The 21,363-nt window shown below is 28.4% G+C and carries 18 protein-coding genes and 2 tRNA genes; 14 read left to right on the top strand and 6 right to left on the bottom strand.

Features of this window, described 5'->3' with window-relative positions:
* Window positions 1–3: 3 nt before the first annotated feature.
* Both Q5O44_RS06415 and Q5O44_RS06410 read right to left on the bottom strand, forming a co-directional pair.
* Window positions 4–1,353 carry a CCA tRNA nucleotidyltransferase gene (locus Q5O44_RS06415; RefSeq protein WP_022167573.1) on the bottom strand — a complete coding sequence of 450 codons (1,350 nt, stop codon included), beginning with the start codon at window positions 1,351–1,353 and terminating at the stop codon, window positions 4–6.
* Between the two features lie 87 nt (window positions 1,354–1,440).
* Window positions 1,441–2,637: a L,D-transpeptidase gene (locus tag Q5O44_RS06410; protein ID WP_022167572.1), complete on the bottom strand. Its 1,197-nt coding sequence runs from the start codon at window positions 2,635–2,637 to the stop codon at window positions 1,441–1,443.
* Between the two features lie 214 nt (window positions 2,638–2,851).
* Between Q5O44_RS06410 and Q5O44_RS06405 the strand changes: the two genes are divergently transcribed.
* The 3 genes from Q5O44_RS06405 to Q5O44_RS06395 all read left to right on the top strand — a co-directional run bounded on the left by Q5O44_RS06405 (window position 2,852) and on the right by Q5O44_RS06395 (window position 5,058).
* Complete coding sequence (locus tag Q5O44_RS06405) at window positions 2,852–3,682, top strand: sensor histidine kinase KdpD (protein WP_022167571.1); 831 nt, start codon at window positions 2,852–2,854, stop codon at window positions 3,680–3,682.
* Between the two features lie 56 nt (window positions 3,683–3,738).
* A tRNA-Arg gene (locus Q5O44_RS06400) sits at window positions 3,739–3,813 on the top strand.
* A 99-nt stretch (window positions 3,814–3,912) separates the two neighbouring features.
* The gene (locus tag Q5O44_RS06395) at window positions 3,913–5,058 is read left to right on the top strand and encodes a Card1-like endonuclease domain-containing protein (protein WP_022167570.1); all 1,146 of its coding nucleotides are present in this window, start codon (window positions 3,913–3,915) and stop codon (window positions 5,056–5,058) included.
* Between the two features lie 95 nt (window positions 5,059–5,153).
* On the opposite strand, the gene Q5O44_RS06390 is transcribed toward Q5O44_RS06395, so the two are convergent.
* The 3 genes from Q5O44_RS06390 to Q5O44_RS06380 form a co-directional block, all read right to left on the bottom strand.
* Window positions 5,154–6,047 carry a phosphatidylserine decarboxylase gene (locus tag Q5O44_RS06390; RefSeq protein WP_022167569.1) on the bottom strand — a complete coding sequence of 298 codons (894 nt, stop codon included), beginning with the start codon at window positions 6,045–6,047 and terminating at the stop codon, window positions 5,154–5,156.
* Between the two features lie 118 nt (window positions 6,048–6,165).
* On the bottom strand, window positions 6,166–7,755 hold the full coding sequence (locus Q5O44_RS06385; protein WP_022167568.1) for an ABC-F family ATP-binding cassette domain-containing protein: 1,590 nt from the start codon (window positions 7,753–7,755) through the stop codon (window positions 6,166–6,168).
* Window positions 7,756–7,942: 187 nt separating this feature from the next.
* Window positions 7,943–8,590 carry a hemolysin III family protein gene (locus Q5O44_RS06380; protein ID WP_022167567.1) on the bottom strand — a complete coding sequence of 216 codons (648 nt, stop codon included), beginning with the start codon at window positions 8,588–8,590 and terminating at the stop codon, window positions 7,943–7,945.
* A 214-nt stretch (window positions 8,591–8,804) separates the two neighbouring features.
* Between Q5O44_RS06380 and Q5O44_RS06375 the strand changes: the two genes are divergently transcribed.
* The 3 genes from Q5O44_RS06375 (at window position 8,805) to Q5O44_RS06365 (ending at window position 11,345) form a co-directional block, all read left to right on the top strand.
* Window positions 8,805–9,383: a DUF1836 domain-containing protein gene (locus Q5O44_RS06375; RefSeq protein ID WP_022167566.1), complete on the top strand. Its 579-nt coding sequence runs from the start codon at window positions 8,805–8,807 to the stop codon at window positions 9,381–9,383.
* 13 nt (window positions 9,384–9,396) lie between these two features.
* Window positions 9,397–11,091 (top strand): ABC-ATPase domain-containing protein, encoded by a 1,695-nt coding sequence (locus tag Q5O44_RS06370; RefSeq protein ID WP_022167565.1) that lies wholly within the window; start codon window positions 9,397–9,399, stop codon window positions 11,089–11,091.
* 179 nt (window positions 11,092–11,270) lie between these two features.
* Window positions 11,271–11,345, top strand: a tRNA-Glu gene (locus Q5O44_RS06365).
* Window positions 11,346–11,605: 260 nt separating this feature from the next.
* Here the strand turns inward: Q5O44_RS06365 and Q5O44_RS06360 are convergent.
* Window positions 11,606–12,976 carry a YjiH family protein gene (locus Q5O44_RS06360; RefSeq protein WP_022167564.1) on the bottom strand — a complete coding sequence of 457 codons (1,371 nt, stop codon included), beginning with the start codon at window positions 12,974–12,976 and terminating at the stop codon, window positions 11,606–11,608.
* Between the two features lie 298 nt (window positions 12,977–13,274).
* Here Q5O44_RS06360 and proB point away from each other — a divergent pair, with 298 nt between their 5' ends.
* From proB to carB, 8 genes are all read left to right on the top strand, one after another.
* On the top strand, window positions 13,275–14,081 hold the full coding sequence (proB, locus tag Q5O44_RS06355; protein WP_022167563.1) for a glutamate 5-kinase: 807 nt from the start codon (window positions 13,275–13,277) through the stop codon (window positions 14,079–14,081).
* A gap of 9 nt (window positions 14,082–14,090) precedes the next feature.
* Window positions 14,091–15,338, top strand: coding sequence for a glutamate-5-semialdehyde dehydrogenase (locus tag Q5O44_RS06350; protein ID WP_022167562.1), 1,248 nt, complete (start codon window positions 14,091–14,093; stop codon window positions 15,336–15,338).
* 335 nt (window positions 15,339–15,673) lie between these two features.
* Window positions 15,674–16,120, top strand: coding sequence for a GNAT family N-acetyltransferase (locus Q5O44_RS06345; RefSeq protein ID WP_022167561.1), 447 nt, complete (start codon window positions 15,674–15,676; stop codon window positions 16,118–16,120).
* Window positions 16,121–16,250: 130 nt separating this feature from the next.
* Complete coding sequence (locus tag Q5O44_RS06340) at window positions 16,251–16,847, top strand: vancomycin high temperature exclusion protein (RefSeq protein WP_022167560.1); 597 nt, start codon at window positions 16,251–16,253, stop codon at window positions 16,845–16,847.
* Between the two features lie 204 nt (window positions 16,848–17,051).
* Window positions 17,052–17,825 (top strand): SDR family oxidoreductase, encoded by a 774-nt coding sequence (locus Q5O44_RS06335; protein WP_022167559.1) that lies wholly within the window; start codon window positions 17,052–17,054, stop codon window positions 17,823–17,825.
* Between the two features lie 13 nt (window positions 17,826–17,838).
* Window positions 17,839–18,651 carry a Cof-type HAD-IIB family hydrolase gene (locus Q5O44_RS06330; RefSeq protein WP_022167558.1) on the top strand — a complete coding sequence of 271 codons (813 nt, stop codon included), beginning with the start codon at window positions 17,839–17,841 and terminating at the stop codon, window positions 18,649–18,651.
* A gap of 439 nt (window positions 18,652–19,090) precedes the next feature.
* Complete coding sequence (locus Q5O44_RS06325) at window positions 19,091–20,140, top strand: carbamoyl phosphate synthase small subunit (protein ID WP_022167557.1); 1,050 nt, start codon at window positions 19,091–19,093, stop codon at window positions 20,138–20,140.
* Between the two features lie 12 nt (window positions 20,141–20,152).
* On the top strand, window positions 20,153–21,363 hold a 1,211-nt coding region (carB, locus tag Q5O44_RS06320), incomplete at its 3' end, for a carbamoyl-phosphate synthase large subunit (RefSeq protein WP_302637502.1).

Below are 21,363 nucleotides of genomic sequence, written 5' to 3'. Positions count from 1 at the left end.
TGGTTATGCCATAAGCTCTTTATATTTTTTAGCAAGATTTATTAGCTGATTTTTATTGTTCAGATCTTTATTATCAAGTACATCTTCTAAAAGTTTATGAAGAATTATACCTACTTCTTTGCCAGGAAGAATCTTTAATTCAGTAATTAAAGTCTTTCCATCAATGGCTAAATCTTTTAAAGTTAATGGTTCATTATTATCTAAGATAAATTTTGTCCTACTTTCCATAAAATCAACTTTCTTTAAGAAAGGAACAGGATCCCATAGTGCATTTATATCAGCTCTTTGCAAATCAAATAAAATAAATATATTTTCCTTGCCTACATTATTAATAAGCCTTTTAATTTCACCATCTGTAGGCATGTAAGAAACATTTAAAACAAGATGATGCTTAATAAGAGCAGAGATACTTTCAATAGTTAAATTATCAAATTTAAGTCTTTTAAGTACGTCCATAACCATCTTTGCTCCTTCTTCACTATGACCAGGAAAATAATGATGACCATTAGGCAGTGCTGTAATAGTATTAATTTTACCTATATCATGAAATAAGGCAGCCAATCTTAAATTAAGGTTAGCATATGTGTTATTAAGAACTTTTAAAGTATGAGTAAATACATTTCTATTATGGTTATTACAAAGTGGTGTATATTCAACAAGGTCATTTATTTCAGGGAGAATTATAGAAAGCATATTAGTTTCTCTTAGGGTTTCTATTCCTTCACAAGGATTATCAGAAAGTAGAATCTTACACAATTCATCCCTAATTCGTTCATTACTTATATTATTGATAAGTTGAACATTATCTTTGATAGCATCGTATGTCTTAGATTCAATAGAAAAACCTAATTGGGCACTAAATCGTATGGCTCTAAGCATTCTAAGAGCATCTTCATTAAAACGTTTATTAGGATCACCAACAGCTCTAATAACTTTATTTTTTAAGTCATCCATGCCGTTAAAATAATCTATAAGACCTTCCTTATCATTATAGGCAAAAGCATTTATTGTAAAGTCACGTCTAGATAGGTCTTCTTTTAAATCTTTTACAAACTCAACTTTTTCAGGGCGTCTATTGTCTATATAGTTTTCTTCAGTCCTATAGGTGGTGACTTCAAAGTTTTCTTTATCAATGACAACGGTAACTGTGCCATGCTTAATGCCTGTAGGAATTGTTTTAGTAAATAAATTTTCAGTTATTTCTGGTAAGGCTGATGTTGTAATATCAAAATCCTTTGGCTTTAATCCTAGTAAGGAATCACGAACACATCCTCCTACCATAAAAGCTTCATAATTATTATTATAATAAGTGTCAATTATAAACTTAACATTTTTAGGTATATTAATATTCATATAAAACATCCTTTTAGATTTTAATAATAATTATTTTACCATACATTATAATATAATCACTACATGGGAGTGGATTAAAGATCTAATCTAATTAATAATAACTTTAGTATCATCATCGATATTATCATAAATCCATTTAGCATCTTCTGTGTTTAAGCGTATACATCCATGAGAAGAAGGTGTTCCTAAAGTATAATCAAGAATTTGACTTTGGCTTTCATCATAAGGTAAAGAGTGAAATAAATAATCACCAAGAAATTGAACCCAATACTTTCCGCCTTGGCCATAATCCTCAGAATAAAACCATTCTCCACGATTAGTTACAGTAAAGATACCTTTAGGAGTTTCTTCGCCAGGAATGCCTGTGGAGCAAATATATTCATTTACTAGTGACCAATCATTAATATAGCCGTTGTAGACAGAAACAAGTTGATTATTAATATCTACATGAATTAAATATGGTGTATTGCTGGATATATTTAAAGTGTTAATATTGGTAGAATTTATGGTAGTTAAAATCAAATTAGAGGCTGTTTCATCATCTGCATATGTTATTGAAGCAAGATAATTAGTACGCTTATTATCAATTTCAGCTATTTTGGCATCAATTGCTTCGTCATCAGCTGGTAATATTGAAGTATCATAATTTGATAATAAATCTATGGCTTTGGAAAAGTATTCATTATGCGATAAATCTTCTGCTTCAGCAATAAGATTATTTCTATATTTATTCCTACAATCTTCAAGCATATCTTTAGCTTTGGCATAATAATTTCCTTCACTTGTAGGTATTTTGTTTAAAAGCTTTATGGCATAAGAAAAATTATTATTATTGTAAGCTTCAGAAGCTAGCTCTAACAATGAGTTGTAACCATGAGAAGTTGAAGGACAATAATTTTCATCTAGAACAAGAATTAGTTTATCTAAAGATGAATTTAAAATATTATAGGAATTTATTTCATTAAGATAAACTAATGCTTGAGAATTTGTAATAGAGTTATTTTTAAGATTTTTACAAAGAATATTCACCACTGAAGTAAAATATTTATTTAAGTCAGAGGTTTTAGAATTTTTCTTAATGATATTAATAATTTTATTGGCTGATAAAGTTTTTTTAGCTTCATTAAAATTTCCAGAACTAAATTCAGTATAAAAATTATTCATAGTATTAGTGTAGGAAATATTAATATAGTAATTAAAAGAAATAAATAAAATGGCTAACACCATAAAATAAGTCAAAAATTTAAATATATTAAATTTTTTAAAGTTTAACTTTATAAACAAAAGTTATCCCTCCTTAGCATATTCATATAATAATGTTTGACAAAATAATGAAATTATAAACACATATGTGAAAATTTATAGACAAAAGATATGGGGAAAATATTTAATGTAATTATATTTTTTTTATTTTAAAGGACAATAAAGAAATTGTAATTTATTGAAAAATATGGTAATATTAAAATAATCAATAAAATATCTTGGGGGATACAAGTAAATGAAGGACAATAATAGAATATTATCAAACGATGAAAGTAATTTAATGTCGATAAATGAATTACCAAAGAATAATGATCAATTTTTATTAAATATAATTCATGATTTGAGAAGTTATTTAAATGTTATAACATCAGCTGCCCAGTTTATGGAACATAATACTTATAAAGGTGATAATAACCTTAAATATATTGAGATAATAAAAAGAAATAGCTTTAAAATGTTAAAGTTAATAAATAATTTAATAGATTCTAACAAGATAAAAAATAATTATTATAAATTAAATAAGAAGAATATTGATATAGTTCCTATGCTAGAAAATACTATAAGCTGTGTAGAGAAGTTTGCTTCCGAGAGAAATATAAGACTTGTTTTTGATACAAATGAAGAGGAATGCATTATGGCAATAGATCCAGAAGCAATAGATAGAGTTGTAATGAATTTATTATCTAATGCAATAAAGTTTTCTAATGAGAATTCAGAGATTTATATTAATTTATTAGTAAAGGACAAAGAAATTGAATTATCCTTCAAAGATGAGGGTTGTGGTATTTCTAAAGAAGAAAAAGAAAGAGTTTTTGAAAGATTTTATCAAGGAAAAAATAATGACAATATAGAAGGCAGTGGAATAGGATTAAACTTATGCATGCTTTTTGTTAAAGCTCATGGCGGAAAGCTACTTTTAGAAAGTGAAATTAATAAAGGATCTATATTTACTGTAATTTTACCAAGAAAAATAGAAGAAAATATTGAAACAATAAAAGAAGGTAGTAATTTAATTAATAAGAATCAAGAGATAGAAATAGAATTTTCTGACACATATAAACTTTAAAATATATTTTTTTTGTTGATATATTAATTAGTTTATGTTAATATTAATACTGTTAAGGAGCGTTAGTTAAACGGATATAACACGCCGCTACGGACGGCGCATTAAGGGTTCGATTCCTTTACGCTCTGCCAAACACCGATTTTTATAAATCGGTGTTTTTTTATTGCATATTATATTTTTTAATACAGTGGTTAAATTAATAGTATAAGTTTATATAAGGCGGTATGTATATGACATTGCTGATAAATCAATTAGATGAACATAATGAAAGTGGTATTATTTATTTAATTAAAAATAAGGTAGAGGAAGTATTGTTTTTATACGATACTGAGCAGGAAGATTTGATGAAAAGTATAAAGGAGTACTATTCATCAAATTTTTCAAATATAAAGCTATATGAAGAAAGAATCACTGAAGGAAATATAGATGAATTTAAAGAAATACTTGAAAAATATAAACGAGATGATATGATTATTAATCTTACTGGTGGAAAGCGAATAAATTCATTAATATTATTGAATTTATGTAAAGAAAATAAAATTAAATGTTTTTATACAGATATAAGAAAAAAACTTATGTACAGTTTTAATGAACAGTTATTAAAGACTAAAGAAGAAATTGAAGATTTAAATTTACTATCAATAATAAAAGGTTTTGGTGGGAATATAGTAGAAGATTCCTATGAATTATGTTTAAAAGATGATTTAATATATTTTTCAAAACAGATTTATAATAATTTAGATTTATGGAATAAACATAAACAAAGATTATATGATAATTCAATTTTTCTACATGAAGAAAATAATCCTGAAATTATCCATATTGATTATAGTAGAATTGAAGATGAAGAAAAAAAATTATTGGATTTGATACTTAATAAGATGAAGGAAATGAATGAAATAGTTTTTAGTAAGAATAATGATAAAGTAAAGGTGCGTTTTTTAAATAATTATATTAAAGGATTTATCTTTAAAAGTGGAACATGGTTAGAAATAGCCACTAATAATTTACTTAAGAATATTAAAGAAATAGATGAATGTAGGAATGGTGTTATTTTTTTATGGAATAATGGCAGAAAAACTGTAAGAAATGAATTAGATGTAATAGCGGTAAAAGATTCAGTTCCTATATGTATATCATGTAAAGATAGTGATAAATATAATGAAATGGCTTTAAATGAGTTAAATGTTTATGCTAATAAAATAGGGGGCAAAAATGCTTATAAAATTCTTGTTGCCACTAAAGAGCCCATAAAAGAACCAGTAAAGATGAGAGCAAAGGAAATGGGAATACACCTTGTTATCTTTGACGGCAATGAAGAAAAATTCATAAACAAAATAAGGAAAATAATTATAAATGATGAACTTAGTAAATGATGAATGATGAATTAAGGAGGAAACTCGAAGAGTTTCTAGGAAAATAATTTTTCTAAACTCTTCGAGTTTATTCCAAAATTCATCATTCATCATTCTTAATTCATAATTTTTTTTCCGATTTTTTCTCCCATTTGTACTGCTGATTCAAAGCCTAAAGAAGATTGAATAAGTATATCTTCATCTATTTCTACAGTACCTGGTTTAAAGAATAAGATAGTTGTTGATCCACCAAATTTAAAGTATCCTTTTTCATCACCTTTAGATACTTTTTTGTTAGGACAATAGCTTTGAATTATTGATCCAACGCATGTTGCACCAACTTCCACATGAATTATATCTCCAAAGTTTTCTGATCTAAAGATAGACCATTCTCTTTTATTTTGACAGTAAAGTTTAGCAACTCTTTCTAAAGCTGTAGGATTAACAGAATAATAGTTACCTTTTATAAAGTGATTTTCTAAAGGAGTTCCATTATCTACAAAGTGAAAACGATGATAATCAGTTGGACATAATCTTAAGACAATACATGTACCACCTTCATATTTTTTTGCCACATCATTATCTTCTAATAATTCAGCCAAGCTATAATGAATATTTTTTACTTGTACTAAGTTTTCCATTGATATGTTAGTATATGCTAGCAATCTTCCATCACCTGGAGATATAAGTATATTTGAAGCTTTATCAAAAGGTCTTGCTTCTGGAAGCAGCTTTCTTGCAAAGAAATCATTGAAATTTTTATAAGTATCTATACTATCAGCACATTTGCTCATATCTATAGAAAATGAGTTTATAAATGATTTAATTTTTCTTTTACTAAATTTTGTATTACAAAAAAAGCCATAAATTTTTGAAAAAAGTTTTCTTTTAACAAAGAGTTCTAATAAGCTCTTGCCTAAAGGAGATTCATACGTCCATTTAATGTATTTTTCTCCAGCAACCTTCTCAATATCATATTTTGATGTTTTTCTATTGTAAATTCGTATCATTACTTAATACCTCAATAAAAGATTTTTAGTATGTATATTATCCATATTACCATATTTTCATGAAAATATGGTAAATAAAAAAGTGGCAAAAGCCACTTTAATAAGAAAATATATGAAATTATAAGCTGAATTTTTCTAAGAATTCATCATATGACATAGATCTATCGAAGATTGAACCATTGTCATCAATTCTAATTATTCTATTAGCTATAGTTTGAACGAATTGGTGGTCATGAGAAGCAAATAAAATATTGCTGTTATAATCCTTTAATCCGTTGTTAACAGCTGTAATAGATTCAAGGTCTAAGTGGTTAGTAGGACCATCTAAAACTAATACGTTAGCGTTAGTAAGCATCATTTTAGAAAGCATACATCTAACTTTTTCCCCTCCAGATAATACATTAGCTTGTTTTAAAGCTTCTTCTCCAGAGAATAACATTCTACCTAAGAATCCCCTTATATAACTTTCAGATTTTTCTTCAGAGTATTGTCTTAACCAGTCAACTAGGCTTAAGTTGCAGTCATTGAAGTATTCAGAGTTATCCATTGGGAAGTAAGCAGATGTTATTGTTATTCCCCATTTGTATGAACCTGCATCTGGTTCCATTTCACCATTGATTATTTTGAATAAAGTAGTGATGGCAATTTCATTACCAATGAAAGCTATTTTATCTTCTTTATTAACTCTGAAGCTTACGTTATCTAATACTTTAACACCATCAATAGTCTTGCTTAATCCTTCAACTGTTAAGATATCATTTCCAACTTCTCTTTCAGGTTTGAATCCAACGAATGGATATCTTCTGCTTGATGGTTGAATATCATCTAAAGTGATTTTATCTAATAATTTCTTACGAGATGTTGCTTGCTTAGATTTAGAAGCATTAGCACTGAATCTAGCAATGAAGTCTTGTAATTCTTTAATCTTTTCTTCTTTTTTCTTGTTTTGATCTTTAGCCATTTGAGCAGCTAATTGACTTGATTCATACCAGAAGTCATAGTTACCAACATATAATTTAATTTTTCCGAAGTCAACGTCAGCCATGTGAGTACATACTTCGTTTAAGAAGTGTCTATCATGGGATACTACGATAACTGTACCTTCAAAGTCACCTAAGAAGTTTTGTAGCCATCTGATTGATTTAATATCTAAGTGGTTAGTAGGCTCGTCCAGAATTAATATTCCAGGATTTCCGAATAAAGCTTGAGCAAGTAATACTTTTACCTTTTCTGCTCCTGTAAGTTCTGAAACTTTTTTGTAGTGCATATCAGTTCCGATACCTAAACCTTGTAAAAGTGATGACGCTTCAGATTCAGCTTCCCATCCATTTAATTCAGCAAATTCACATTCTAATTCAGAAGCCTTTATACCATCTTCATCAGAAAAATCAGGTTTTGCATATAAAGCATCTTTTTCTTTCATTATGTCATATAGTCTTTTATTTCCCATGATTACAGTTTCTAAAACTTCGAAATCATCATATTGATAGTGATCTTGTTTTAAAACTGACATTCTAGTATTTGGAGCAATTACAACTTCACCAGTATTTGGTTCAACTTCTCCAGCTAATATTTTTAAAAATGTACTCTTACCAGCACCATTGGCACCTATAACACCATAACAGTTACCAGGAGTAAATTTAATATTTACATCTTCAAATAATTTACGAGAACCATATCTTAAACTAACGTTTAATACATTTATCACTAAATCTACCTCATTTCATTTATTATTCTTTCGATATTATAACATAAATTAATATTAAATAAATGAAAATGTGCAATATTAGGAGAGTAAATTAGTGAGAAAAATGTAAAAAAACTTAGCTATAAAAAGTTTATTCTATTTAATTAATTACAATAGGATAATAAAGAAAATATTAAATTATTCTTTATTATATTACATAGCAAAATACTGAAATAAAGTGGCTTAAGCTACCTAATATAATAAATATGTGGAAAATTTCATGAAATTCAAATTTACCTATTTTTAGTTTTTTAGGCTTAGCACCATAGATTATTCCACCGATTGTGTATAGTACGCCACCAAATACTAGCCAAAAAATGCTCATGGCAGGAAGGTTAACACATAGAGGCTTTAGCATAAAAATTGAAGCCCATCCCATTCCTATATACATGGAAGTTTGCAGCCATCTTGGGCAATCGAACCAATAAAGCTTAAATATTATACCAATTATTGCAATAGTAAACATTATTAAAAGCATTGGTAATCCAATGGAATTTTTTAATGAAATTAAACAAAATGGAGCATAAGATCCAGCTATTAAAACAAAAATCATTGAGTGGTCAAGTTTTTGAAGAACGTTAATAACTTTTTCATTGGACATTATGCCATGATAGGTACCAGAAATAGTATAAAGAAGTATTAGACAGATTCCAAAAATAGTAACAGAAAGTATTGAATTAAATGTTGGATTAGTTAGTATAACTTTTACCAACATGGCAATTAATGCAATAAAAGATAGTAATGCACCAGCTAAATGAGTAATAGAATTAATAGGTTCTCTAAGTTTATTCGTCATAAAATACACCTCACACTCGATGTAGTTTTGTAAACTACTTATTATTATATTAATATTATGAAGTAGATATCAGTACAAGTCAAAAGTGATTAGCTTTGAAATTTGCTTATATTTTCCTGAAAAATAAGGTTAAACTTGAAATATTAATTAAATACTATTAATATTAAAATATATTAACTGTATGATATAGTTTTAGAAACTATATGGAGGTATTATGAAAATTAATGATATTTTTAATGAAATGAATTTTGATAGCAGAATTGAACTAGAAGAAATGCCAGAGCTTGATTTATATATGGATCAAGTTATACAACTTTTCGAAAGTAAGCTTTCTTCATTAAAGAGAAATGATGATGAAAAGATATTAACAAAAACAATGATTAATAATTATGCTAAGGGTAAATTATTATTACCTATTAAGAATAAGAAATATACTAAAGAGCATCTTATTATTATGGCCTTTATTTATAATTTAAAAGGTGCACTATCTATAAGTGATATTAAGATTAGTCTTGATGAAGTTATAGCAAATTATGATGAAGAAAAAGCTAGTGATTTAAGAGATTTATATAATGACTACTTATATGAAAGCAAAGAGGATGAAGAAACTTTTAAAAGAAGTATTGAAGAAAAAATAGAAGACTTGGATAAGCGAGTTTCTACATCAGAGAATTTACAAAATGATTATAAAAAGAATTTTCTTCTTTTATGTTCATTAGTAAATATGAGTAATATGTATAGAAGAGCCAGTGAAAAATTAATAGATGAGTTTTTTACAAAAAATAATGAATAAAGGAGAAAGAGAAATGAAGGGTTCTATGGAGCTTAAAAATGAACTTTTTAAGATTGATGGTAAAGGATATAAGGCATATAAAGCACTAGAAGGAAGATATGATTTTAAAAAATATGTTTTATCCATAGACCATGTTCAGGGAGATCCATTTGCTTCACCATCAAGAGTAAGGGTTATCATTGATAATAAAGTTGCTCAAATCCCTGAAGAGTTATTTGATAATAAGAATAAGGAAATTGCTGTATGTGATTTTTTAACTAGATTATTTAGCAAAAACATTAGAAATCAAAGTGAGAAAATATTTGGTTCAGGAAAAAGTGGTTTAATAGAAATAAGCAGATGTCCACAAGAAATATTAGAAAGAACAGCCATTATAAGAAATAAAAGCTTTTTTGAGGCTAGATTTTATGTAGGATTCCCAGCTAGAGGAAGAAGCGTGTTAGCAAGAGAGTTAGAAAAGATAATATTTAATATAATTCCTAACATAGTGGAAAGCACTTTTATTTATGAAAATATTGATAAGTTGGCTTTAATTAATAGAGTTAAATTAATGGAAGATCAGTGCTTTATCAGAGAAAATCTTAAGGAAAAAGGATTGGTAGCCTTTGTAGCCAATGGATCAATATTACCTAGAGAAAGTGGTATTTCTGCAAGACCATTAAGAGATGGTAAGAAATTTGTTTCACCACAAGCTTTAGAAGTGGAATTTGATACGCCAAATAGAGGGAAGATAAAAGGTATGGGAATACCAAAAGGAATAACTCTTATTGTAGGAGGCGGATACCATGGAAAATCAACTTTATTAAAGGCATTAGAACTAGGTATATATAATCATATAGAAGGTGATGGCAGAGAGTTTGTAATCACAGATGAAAGTGCACTTAAAGTAAGAGCTGAAGATGGTAGAGCAATAACATCAACGGATATTTCTTTATTTATTAATAATCTACCAAATGGAAAAGATACTGTTAAATTTAATACGGAAAATGCCAGTGGAAGTACTTCTCAAGCAGCTAATATTATTGAAGCAATAGAAGGGAAAGCTAAAGTTCTTTTAATAGATGAAGATACATCAGCTACGAACTTTATGATTAGAGATGATATAATGCAGCAGCTGGTGGTTAAAGAAAAGGAGCCAATAACTCCATTTATAGATGTGGCAAAAAGTTTATATAAAAGATTAGGTATTTCAACTATATTGGTTGCAGGAAGCTGTGGAGATTTCTTTGATATAGCAGATTTAGTTATACAGATGGATTGTTATGAACCATATGAAGTTACAACTAAGGCAAAAGAATTAAGCAGAGGAAAGATAAGTTTAAGAGATGATTTAGATATATATATTGATTTTGGAAGAGTTCTAGTTAAAGGATCCATATCTGAAGGACCTAAAGGTATTAAGATTAAAAACTTAGGAAAAGATGGTTTATCCATTAATAAAGAAAATATTGATTTAAAGTCAGTAGAGCAAATTGTTGATAGTGAACAAATAAATACTATTGGTATGACAATTAAATTTATAGAAGATAAATATTCAGGAAAAGATTTAACGGTTGAAAAAATAGTAGATGAAATAGAAAAGAATCTTACTAAAAATTTAATAGGCATAGATAACACAAAAGGTGGAAATGGAAGTTTGGCTATGCCAAGAAAACAAGAAATACTTTGTGCAATAAACAGACTTAGAACTTTAAAAATTAAAAAATAACTTTTAAATATAAACTTAGATAATTATAAATTAAGAATGATGAGTGATGAATTTTAACTCAGCTCATTAATTCTTAATTTTATATTTTTTAAACTCGTATGTAAATATTTAGAAAAGTTGAGAAAAAATGTAGTATATTTTTTTAAAATATGGTAATATTAGTTATAGAAAGAAATAATGGCCTGTTGGTCAAGCGGTGAAGACGGCACCCTCTCACGGTGCAATCAGGGGTTCGATTCCCCTACGGGTCACCATACAAAAAAAGCAGTACTGACGTACTGCTTTTTTTCAATTATGAATGATGAATTACGAATGATGAATTAAGGAGGAAACTCAGAGAGTTTCTTTAATAAATGTAAAATTAAGAATGAAAAATGAAAAATGAATGATGAAATTCTTACAGAATTTCTGAAAATTATATTTTTCTAAACTCCCGTAAGGAGTTTATTCCTAAATTCATCATTCATCACTCATCATTCATCATTATTAAAAAAATTCCCCAAAGGGAATTTTTTTAAAATAAGAAATTAGCTATTAATACTATGATTGGTAGTGTAACTAAAGTTCTTTCTAGGAATATTAGTATTAAGTCTTTTAAATTTACAGGGATTTTTGATCCAAGTAAAAGTCCGCCTACTTCAGACATATATACAAGCTGTGTTACTGACACACAAGCAATAATAAATTTTGTCATTTCGCTAGTTATAGTATTAGCAGCTAAAACTGATGGCAATAGCATATCTGCAAAACCAACAATTAATGTTTGAGATGCAGCTGCAGCTTCAGGAACCTGAAGAAGTTTTAAAATAGGTATGAAAGGTGTACCTAATACTTGGAATATAGTAGTGTATTCAGCTATTGCTAAAGCTAATGTTGCAAGACACATAACTACAGGTAAAACTCCAAACCACATATCTAATACATTTTTAAATCCGTCGCTAAAGAATTCCTTAACATTAGAAGAATTGTCTGCTTTTTCTAAGGCCTTTTTATATCCCCATGAGAAAGAATTATATCCTTCAGGAATTGTTTCTAAGTCTTCTTTAACATTATCATTATAATATGTATCACTCTTTTTTGATAAAGGTGGTATTCTTGGAACGATTATAGCAGCAACAATTCCAGCAAAAGAAACTGTTAAATAGAATGGAATAAACATATGAGAAAGCCCAACCTGACTTATAACTACTAAACTAAATGTAATTGATACAGCAGAGAATGTAGTGCTTATTGTGGCAGCTTCTCTTTTAGTGTAAAATCCGTCTTCATATTGTTTGCTAGTAAGTAATATTCCTAATGTCCCATCACCAAGCCATGAAGTGATACAATCAATTGATGAACGTCCAGGTAATTTGAATATTGGTCTCATAACCTTTGTTAATAATGAACCAAAGAATTCTAGAAGTCCAAAGTTTAAAAGTAATGGCAATAATAAACCTGCAAATAAGAAAATAGAAAATAAAACTGTTAATAGATCATTTAATACAAAGGCACCAGTTGAATCTCCAATAATAAATTCAGGTCCTATACCAAAAAGTGCTAATAAACTAAATATTGCACCAAATACTCTTGCTAAAAGCCATAAAGGTCCAACATTAAATAATGTTTTTAAAAATTTATTTTCTAAAATAAATTTTGGCTTAAATATTCTAGTAATTGTACCCATTACAGCAGAAATCACCAAAATAAAAGTTATTATGTAAATTAATGATGCACCTAAAAAGTTTACTAAAGCATTTGAGAAAATAGCTATTGGAATAGTTATTTGGTCATTATACTTAATAGGAATCATAAAAAGAATTATTCCTAATAGAGAAGGTAGTATAAATTTTAAATTGTTTTTTATGTTAGCATTCGAATTATATTTTATATTTGAACCTTCCATTTTTTCCTCCTTTGTTTGTATTATAAATTTATAAATATACATCGATATTCATTTTATATGCAAAAATATTAAAAATCAAGAGTATTTATGCATAAAAATAGAAAAATATTTATAAATATAAAAAAGTTAAATCTTTTATTATAGTTTGGATAAAACTAAAGATAAATATAGCTTTGTCATTAAAAATATAGAAAAATAAAATAAAACTAATTATAATTAAATAAAAAATACTTTATCACTTTATTACAATAGAACATATACATAAAAAGATAAGATAAACTACATAGGAGCTGGGATAGTGAATTATAGAAAGAATATTAAAAATCATAAAAGAATAGTAGTAAAGGTAGGAACTTCAACATTAACATATAGCAACGGTAATATAAATTTATCAAGAATAGAAAAATTAACTAGAGTATTATCAGATTTGATGAATAGTGGTAAAGAAGTAGTTCTTGTTACTTCAGGAGCAGTTGGTGTAGGAGTAAATAAACTTAAACTTAAAGAAAGACCAAAGACAATAAAAGAAAAGCAGGCAGCAGCTGCTGTTGGTCAAAGTGAGCTTATGCATATATATGGTAAGTTTTTTGGAGAGTACAGCCATATAGTTGGCCAAGTGTTATTAACAAGAGATGTAGTGGAAGATGAGCATATAAGAGAAAATGTTGTTAATACTTTTGAGACATTAATTGAAAATAAGGTAATTCCAATAGTAAATGAAAATGACACAGTAGCTATAGATGAAATTGAAAATATAGTTAGATTTGGTGATAATGATAATTTATCGGCAATTGTTGCAGGATTAGTATCAGCAGATCTATTAATAATATTATCTGATATAGATGGATTCTATGATTCTGATCCAAGAAAAAATCCAGATTCAAAGATGATAAAGGAAGTAATTGAAATTACTAAGGAATTAGAGGAATGTGCTGGTGGAGCAGGAACAAGCTTTGGAACAGGCGGTATGGCCACAAAGTTAACAGCTGCAAAAACAGCTACAAGAGCTGGTGTTGATATGGTATTAGCCAATGGAGATAATCCAAAGATTCTTTTTGATATAGTTAATGGAGAGGAAATAGGGACGTTATTTATTAAGAATTAGGAGGTAAATATGAGTAGTTTAATTAGTTTGGGGAAGAAAGCAAAAGAAGCAAGCTATATTTTAGGTAATCTTTCTTCTAAAGATAAAAATGATGCATTATATGCTATGGCAGATTCTCTTATTAAAAATTCTGAAGTAATAATTGAAGCAAATAAGAAGGACCTGGAAGCATCAAGAGCAAAAGGAACTAGTGAAAGCATGCTTGATAGATTAGCTTTAAATGCAGCAAGAATTGAAGGTATGGCTAATGGCCTTAGACAAGTGGCATCATTGGAGGACCCTGTAGGTGAAGTTTTAGGAATGTGGACTAGACCTAACGGGTTACAAATTGGTAAGAAGAGAGTTCCAATGGGGGTTATAGGAATTATATATGAAGCAAGACCAAATGTTACTAGTGATGCAGCAGGACTTTGCTTTAAATCAGGAAATGCTGTAATTTTAAGAGGTGGAAGTGAAGCAATAAATTCTAATAAGGCTGTTACAACAGCATTAAGAGAAGGATTAAAATCAGTAGGATTAGTGGAAGATGCAGTACAACTAGTAGAAGATACATCTAGAGAAGTTGCAACAGAAATGATGAAACTAAATGATTATATAGATGTATTAATACCTAGAGGTGGAGCAGGACTTATAAAAGCTGTAGTTAATAATGCAACAGTACCTGTTATTGAAACTGGAACAGGAAACTGTCATATATATGTAGATGAAGATTGTGACTTTGAAATGGCAAAGAATATTATAATTAATGCTAAGACTTCAAGACCATCAGTATGTAATGCAGCGGAAAAGCTATTAATTAATGAAAAGGTAGCAGGAAAGTTTATGCCAATTATCTTTGAAGCATTAAGGGAAAAAGATGTTGAAATAAGAGGTGATGAATCACTAAAAGCCTTAGATGATAGTGTTATTTTAGCATCTGAAGAAGAATGGTATAATGAATATTTAGATTACACTATTGGTGTAAAAATAGTTAAAGATATAAATGAAGCTATTAATCATATAAATAAATTTGGTTCAGGGCATTCAGAAGCTATAGTTACTAAGAGTTATGAAGCTTCTCAAACATTCCTTCAAAAAGTGAATGCAGCGGCTGTATATGTTAATGCATCAACAAGATTTACCGATGGAGAGGAATTTGGATTTGGAGCAGAAATAGGTATAAGTACACAAAAGCTTCATGCAAGAGGTCCAATGGGACTTAAGGAACTTACAACTGTTAAGTATATTATTTTTGGTAACGGACAAATAAGACAATAAAAAAATAGGCATATTAAATATGTCTATTTTTTATTTTGGTTAATTTAGTACACTTTTAATTATTTCTAGTTTATTAAGCCATAAAGGCAAAAAAATCCTAAGGTTATTAAGTTAGGGGGATAAATAACTCTAGGTTAGGGGTAATAATAATGTTTTAACTACTTTACAACTATTATAATAACTTATTAATATGTCAGTTTAATGTCATACTAAAAATAAATTCAAAAAAATTAACTTAGATAAGTATAAGAAATAAGACATGTAACTAGTAAAAATATTATTGATAATGTATTATTTTTAATAGTTATATTTTTAATATTATTTGGAGGAGTTATATGAAATTTAAGATATGTAAATTTGATGAGCTTACAGTTATGGAGATGTATGAAATAGCTAGATCAAGGTTTGAAGTCTTTGCAATGGAACAAAAAATCATCCAAGAGCCTGAATTAGATGGAGTAGATAAAGACTGTTATCAAGTTTTCTACATGGATAATGGAAGAGTTATAGCATATTGTAGAATAGTGCCTGCAGGAATTGCCTATGACAATATATCATTAGGCAGAGTGTTGGTGTTAAATGATTATAGAAGAAAAGGTTTAGCACAAATAATGATAAAAGAGGCTCTTAAATTTATAAAAGAAGAATTGAAGGAAGATACTGTAGTATTATCAGGTCAAGTTTATGCAAAAGGATTATATGAAAGTGTTGGATTTAAGGCAATATCAGATGTATATGATGAAGTTCATATCCCACATGTAAAAATGAAAATTGAATTATAGTAGGCTTAGCATTGACTAAGCTCTTTTTTATATATAAATATACGAGAAAATTTTATAGGTAAAGGAAAAACAAGTACAAAAGTGAAAAAGATATCATACTATGTTACAAAGAAAAAAGAGGTGAGAGTAAATGGTTTATTTAATCGCTTTTTGTTTGTTTGTAATATTAACTGTGTTAGCGATATTTGGTATATATGAATACTATGAAAGAAAATATATAGTAAATTTAAAAGAACTTCCAAAGTCTTATGATGTAATTATTGTGCTTGGTGCTGGCATAAGGCCTGATGGTACTCCTTGTGATATATTAAAAGATAGGCTATTTACTGCTGCAAAGGTGTATAATGAAGGTATATGTAGAAAAGTTCTTTTAACAGGTGAACATAGAGATGAAGATTATAGTGAGATATTTTCTATGAAGAATTGGATAATGCAGTATAATATTGCAGAAAAAGATATAATTCTTGATGGATATGGTTATTGTACTTACGATAGTATTTTTAGAGCAAAAGATAAATTGAAAATTAATAAAGCTATAATATCAACTAATAGATATCATTTGCCAAGAGCAATTTATATTGCTAGGAGGATTGGGGTTGAAGCATATGGTATTGCTTCAGACTTAAGGCAATATGATAGAATGAAAAAATATAGAAAAAGAGAAAGATTGGCACAAATTAAAGATTTCTTTTTAGTTAACTTTTCACTGAAAAAGAGGAAAGAATAAACTTAGTTAATTATGAACTTAGTAAATGATAAATTATGAATTAAGAATTATGAATTAATGATGAAATTCTTACAGAATTTCTGAAAATTATATTTTTCTAAACTCCCGTAAGGAGTTTATTCCACAATTCATCATTCATCACTCATCATTCATCATTATCTAAGTTCGTAATTCATAATTCATCATTACATAAAGGGGGAGTAAATGTTGAGTAATTACGTATTAATAACTGGTGGCAGTGATGGCATTGGTTTGGAGCTAGCAAAGTTATTTGCCAAAGATAAGCATAATTTGGTGTTAGCAGCTAGAAATATTGAAAAATTAAATAAAGCTAAAGAAATGCTAAAGGGTGAAGGCATAGATGTAAGAATAATATCTGTAGATTTATCATCTATGGAAGAATGTGAAAAACTGATAAAGTATATTGAAGATAATAATCTATCAGTAGATACTTTAGTTAATAACGCTGGCATAGGTTCTTTTGGAGAATTCAAGGATATAAGTTGGGAAAAGGAAGAAGCGCTTATTGATATTAATATTAAGGCTCTTAGTAAACTGACTAAGTATTTTTTACCTATGATAATAAAGGCAAAGCAAGGAGGAATTTTAAATGTAGCGTCAACAGCAGCATTTTGTAGCGGACCTAAAATGGCAGCATATTATGGTTCAAAAGCTTATGTTTTAAACTTAACAGAAGCAATACACGAAGAAGTTAAAAAGGATGGCATTAAAGTAAGCTGTCTTTGTCCAGGTCCAGTTAAGACTTCCTTCCAAGCAAAAGCAGGAATTGAAAAATCAGAAGGAGCTAAAAAATATTTAATGGAGGCAAAAGATGTAGCTAAAGAAGGCTATAAAGGCTTTAAGAAGGGAAAAGCAATCATAGTACCAGGAATTAAAAATAAATTTTTAGTTAATATAAATAAGTTTGTACCTAGGAGTATAGTTCGCAAAATAGTATTAAAAACAAATGAAAAGTAGGAGGAAAAGGATAGTGGGGATTTTTAGTGGATATATAATTGTATCAGATATGGATGGAACTCTTTTAAATAGTAAAGGAAAATTATCAGATGAAAATATAAATGCAATAAAATATTTTGTTAATAATGGCGGAAAGTTTACTTTAGCTACAGGACGTATGTTACCATCTGTTAAGAGACATGTGAATAAAATCAATGTTAATTTACCAGTGATAATTTATAATGGAGTAAAAGTTTATGATTGTAACAATGATGAAGTAATATGGGAAAGATATTTAGAAGAAAATAAAAAAAGAATTGTACAAGATATAAAAAAAAATAACCCTAATTTAGGAATAGAAATATATAGTGAAGAAGTAGTTTACATATTTCAAAGTTGCAAACAAACTGAAAGATTTAAGAATTTAGGATATGATGTAGTTTATGAAGTAAATGATGATATTTGGAATAAAAAATGGACTAAAGTTTTAATAATTGGCAGTAAAGAAGAACTAGATAATTTTGAAAAAAGTTATCATAAAGAATATGAAGATGCACTTATTAGAAGTTCAGATATTTATTTAGAGATGATACCAGAAGGCATATCAAAAGGACAAGCACTAAAAGAACTTATAAATAAAAATAATATTATAAATCATACTGTTATAGCTGTAGGAGATAATATGAATGATTTGGAGCTTTTAGAAGAGGCAGATTATGGGTTTTGCACGTTAAATGGTAGTGAGAAATTAAAAAAACTATCAAAATACATTGCATGTAGTAATGATGATAATGTAATGGAGTTCTTAATTAAATGGATTGAAAAAGAAAAAATATTTTCTAATTAAAATAAGTGTATAAGAGGGTATAATTTCTGCAAAAGCAAAAAATTGCAAATAATATCCTTATACTAGAAAGTATAAAATAAATATTTAATCTTGACATTAAGTGGAAGAAAATATAGAATGATATACAAGAATAATAAAAAAGTTAAAAAGTACACTTTAAATTGGTCCAGAGAGGCCAGAAAGGAGTATGTAGGTATGTTATACGCAAAACAATATAACTATAGTTACATCGTTGAATCATTAAATAAGTTTTCTAACCACGGTTTTAAATATTTAGAGGATAATAAGGAGATAATTTTACATTAAATTATCTCCCTATTATCCTTTTCTTTTTACGAATTTTTTTAAATAAAAAATAAGAAAAAGGTATTTAACATTGAGAAGCTTAGAAGTGTATTTTTAAAAAGTTTATACATAAAGCTAAAGGGAGGACTAAATAATGAAAGCAAGGCTTATACTTGAAAATGGAATGATTTTTGAAGGTAATGCATTTGGGCATTTAAAAGAAAGTGTTGGAGAAGTTGTATTTACTACAGGAATGACAGGGTATCAAGAGGTTTTAACAGATCCATCATACTATGGTCAGATTGTAACAATGACATATCCTCTTATAGGAAACTACGGAATTAATCTAGAAGATTCAGAATCTAAATCACCAAAGGTAAAAGGATTCATTGTAAGAGAAAACTGCCATTTTCCAAATAACTTTAGATGTGAAATGCAATTAGATGATTATTTAAAACAAAATAAGATAATTGGCCTAGAGGGAATAGATACAAGAGCTTTAACAAAAATATTAAGAAATAATGGAACTATGAAAGGTATTATTTCTTTAGAAAGCGAATCCTTAGATGAAGTGAAAGAAAAAATAGAAGGCTTTTCAAATAAAGAAGCTGTTAAATCAGTAAGTACTAAAAATTCATATACAATTGAAGGTTCAGGCAAACATGTAGCGATAATTGATTTTGGTATAAAGGCAAATATAATAAGAAACTTTAAAAAGAGAGGCTGTAAAATCACAGTATTCCCAATGGATATAACTGCAGAAGAAGTTTTAGCAGTAAATCCTGATTTAATATTTTTATCAAATGGCCCTGGAGATCCAGAAGATTTAACAGAAGTAATAGAAAATGTTAAAAAGTTAGTAGGGGTAAAACCAATAGTAGGTATTTGCTTAGGCCATCAATTATTAGCATTAACACTTGGTGGACATACTACTAAATTAAAATTTGGACATAGAGGATGCAATCATCCAGTTAAAGATTTAGAGACAAATAGGGTTCATATTACATCACAAAATCATGGATATGTGGTAAATGAGTTACCAGAAGATGTGGTAGCAACACATATAAACATAAATGATGGAACTGTGGAAGGTATGAAACATACTAAACTACCAATATATTCAGTTCAATTTCATCCAGAGGCTGCAGCAGGACCAAAGGATAGCGAATATATATTTGATAAATTTATGGAATATGCACTTTAGGAGGATTTTAAGATGCCATTAAATAGAGATATTAAAAAAGTTTTAGTTATAGGATCAGGTCCAATTATTATAGGTCAAGCAGCAGAGTTCGATTATTCAGGAACTCAGGCATGCCAAGCATTAAAAGAAGAAGGGGTAGAAGTTGTTTTAGTAAATTCTAACCCAGCTACTATAATGACAGATAAGGAAGTTGCAGACAAAATTTATATAGAGCCATTAACATTAGAGTTTGTGGAAAAAGTAATTGCCAAAGAAAGACCAGATAGCTTACTTGCAGGAATGGGTGGACAAACAGGGCTAAATCTTGCTGTAGACTTACATGATGCAGGAATATTAGATAAATATAATGTAAAAGTAATAGGAACATCCATAGAATCTATAAAAGAAGGTGAAGACAGAGAACTATTCAGAAATATGATGAATAGAATTAATGAACCTGTTATCACTTCAGAAATAGTAACAGATATGGAAGCAGGTATAGCTTTTGCAAATAAGATAGGATATCCAGTTATAGTAAGACCAGCATATACTCTTGGAGGTACTGGTGGTGGTATAGCTGAAAATGAAGATGAATTAAAGGTTATCTTAGCTTCAGGTTTACAATTAAGTACAATAGGACAAGTTTTATTAGAAAAATCAGTTAAGGGATGGAAAGAAGTAGAATATGAAGTAATGAGAGATTCTTACGGAAACTGCATAACTGTATGTAACATGGAAAATATCGATCCAGTAGGTATTCATACAGGTGACAGTATAGTAGTGGCACCATCTCAAACTTTATCAGATAAAGAATATCAAATGCTTAGAACAGCGGCTATCAATATTATAAATGCTGTAGGAATAGAAGGTGGATGTAATGTACAGTTTGCCTTAAATCCAAATTCATTTGAATATGCAGTAATAGAAATTAATCCAAGAGTTTCAAGATCATCAGCATTAGCGTCAAAAGCAACAGGATATCCAATAGCAAAGTTAGCAGCTAAGATAGCTTTAGGTTATGGTTTAGATGAAATAAAAAATGCAGTAACGCAAAAGACTTATGCATGTTTTGAACCTACTTTAGATTATGTAGTGGTGAAGATTCCTAAATGGCCATTTGATAAATTCTTTACAGCAGATAGAGAGCTTGGAACAAAGATGATGGCAACAGGAGAAGTAATGGCCATTGGTGCTAACTTAGAAGCTGCTTTATTAAAAGGTATAAGAAGTTTAGAAATAGGAAA

This window comes from Clostridium sp. CAG:221 (assembly GCA_000435835.1).
Classification (GTDB): domain Bacteria; phylum Bacillota; class Clostridia; order Clostridiales; family Clostridiaceae; genus Clostridium.
This window is presented reverse-complemented; position numbering and strand designations above follow the sequence as displayed.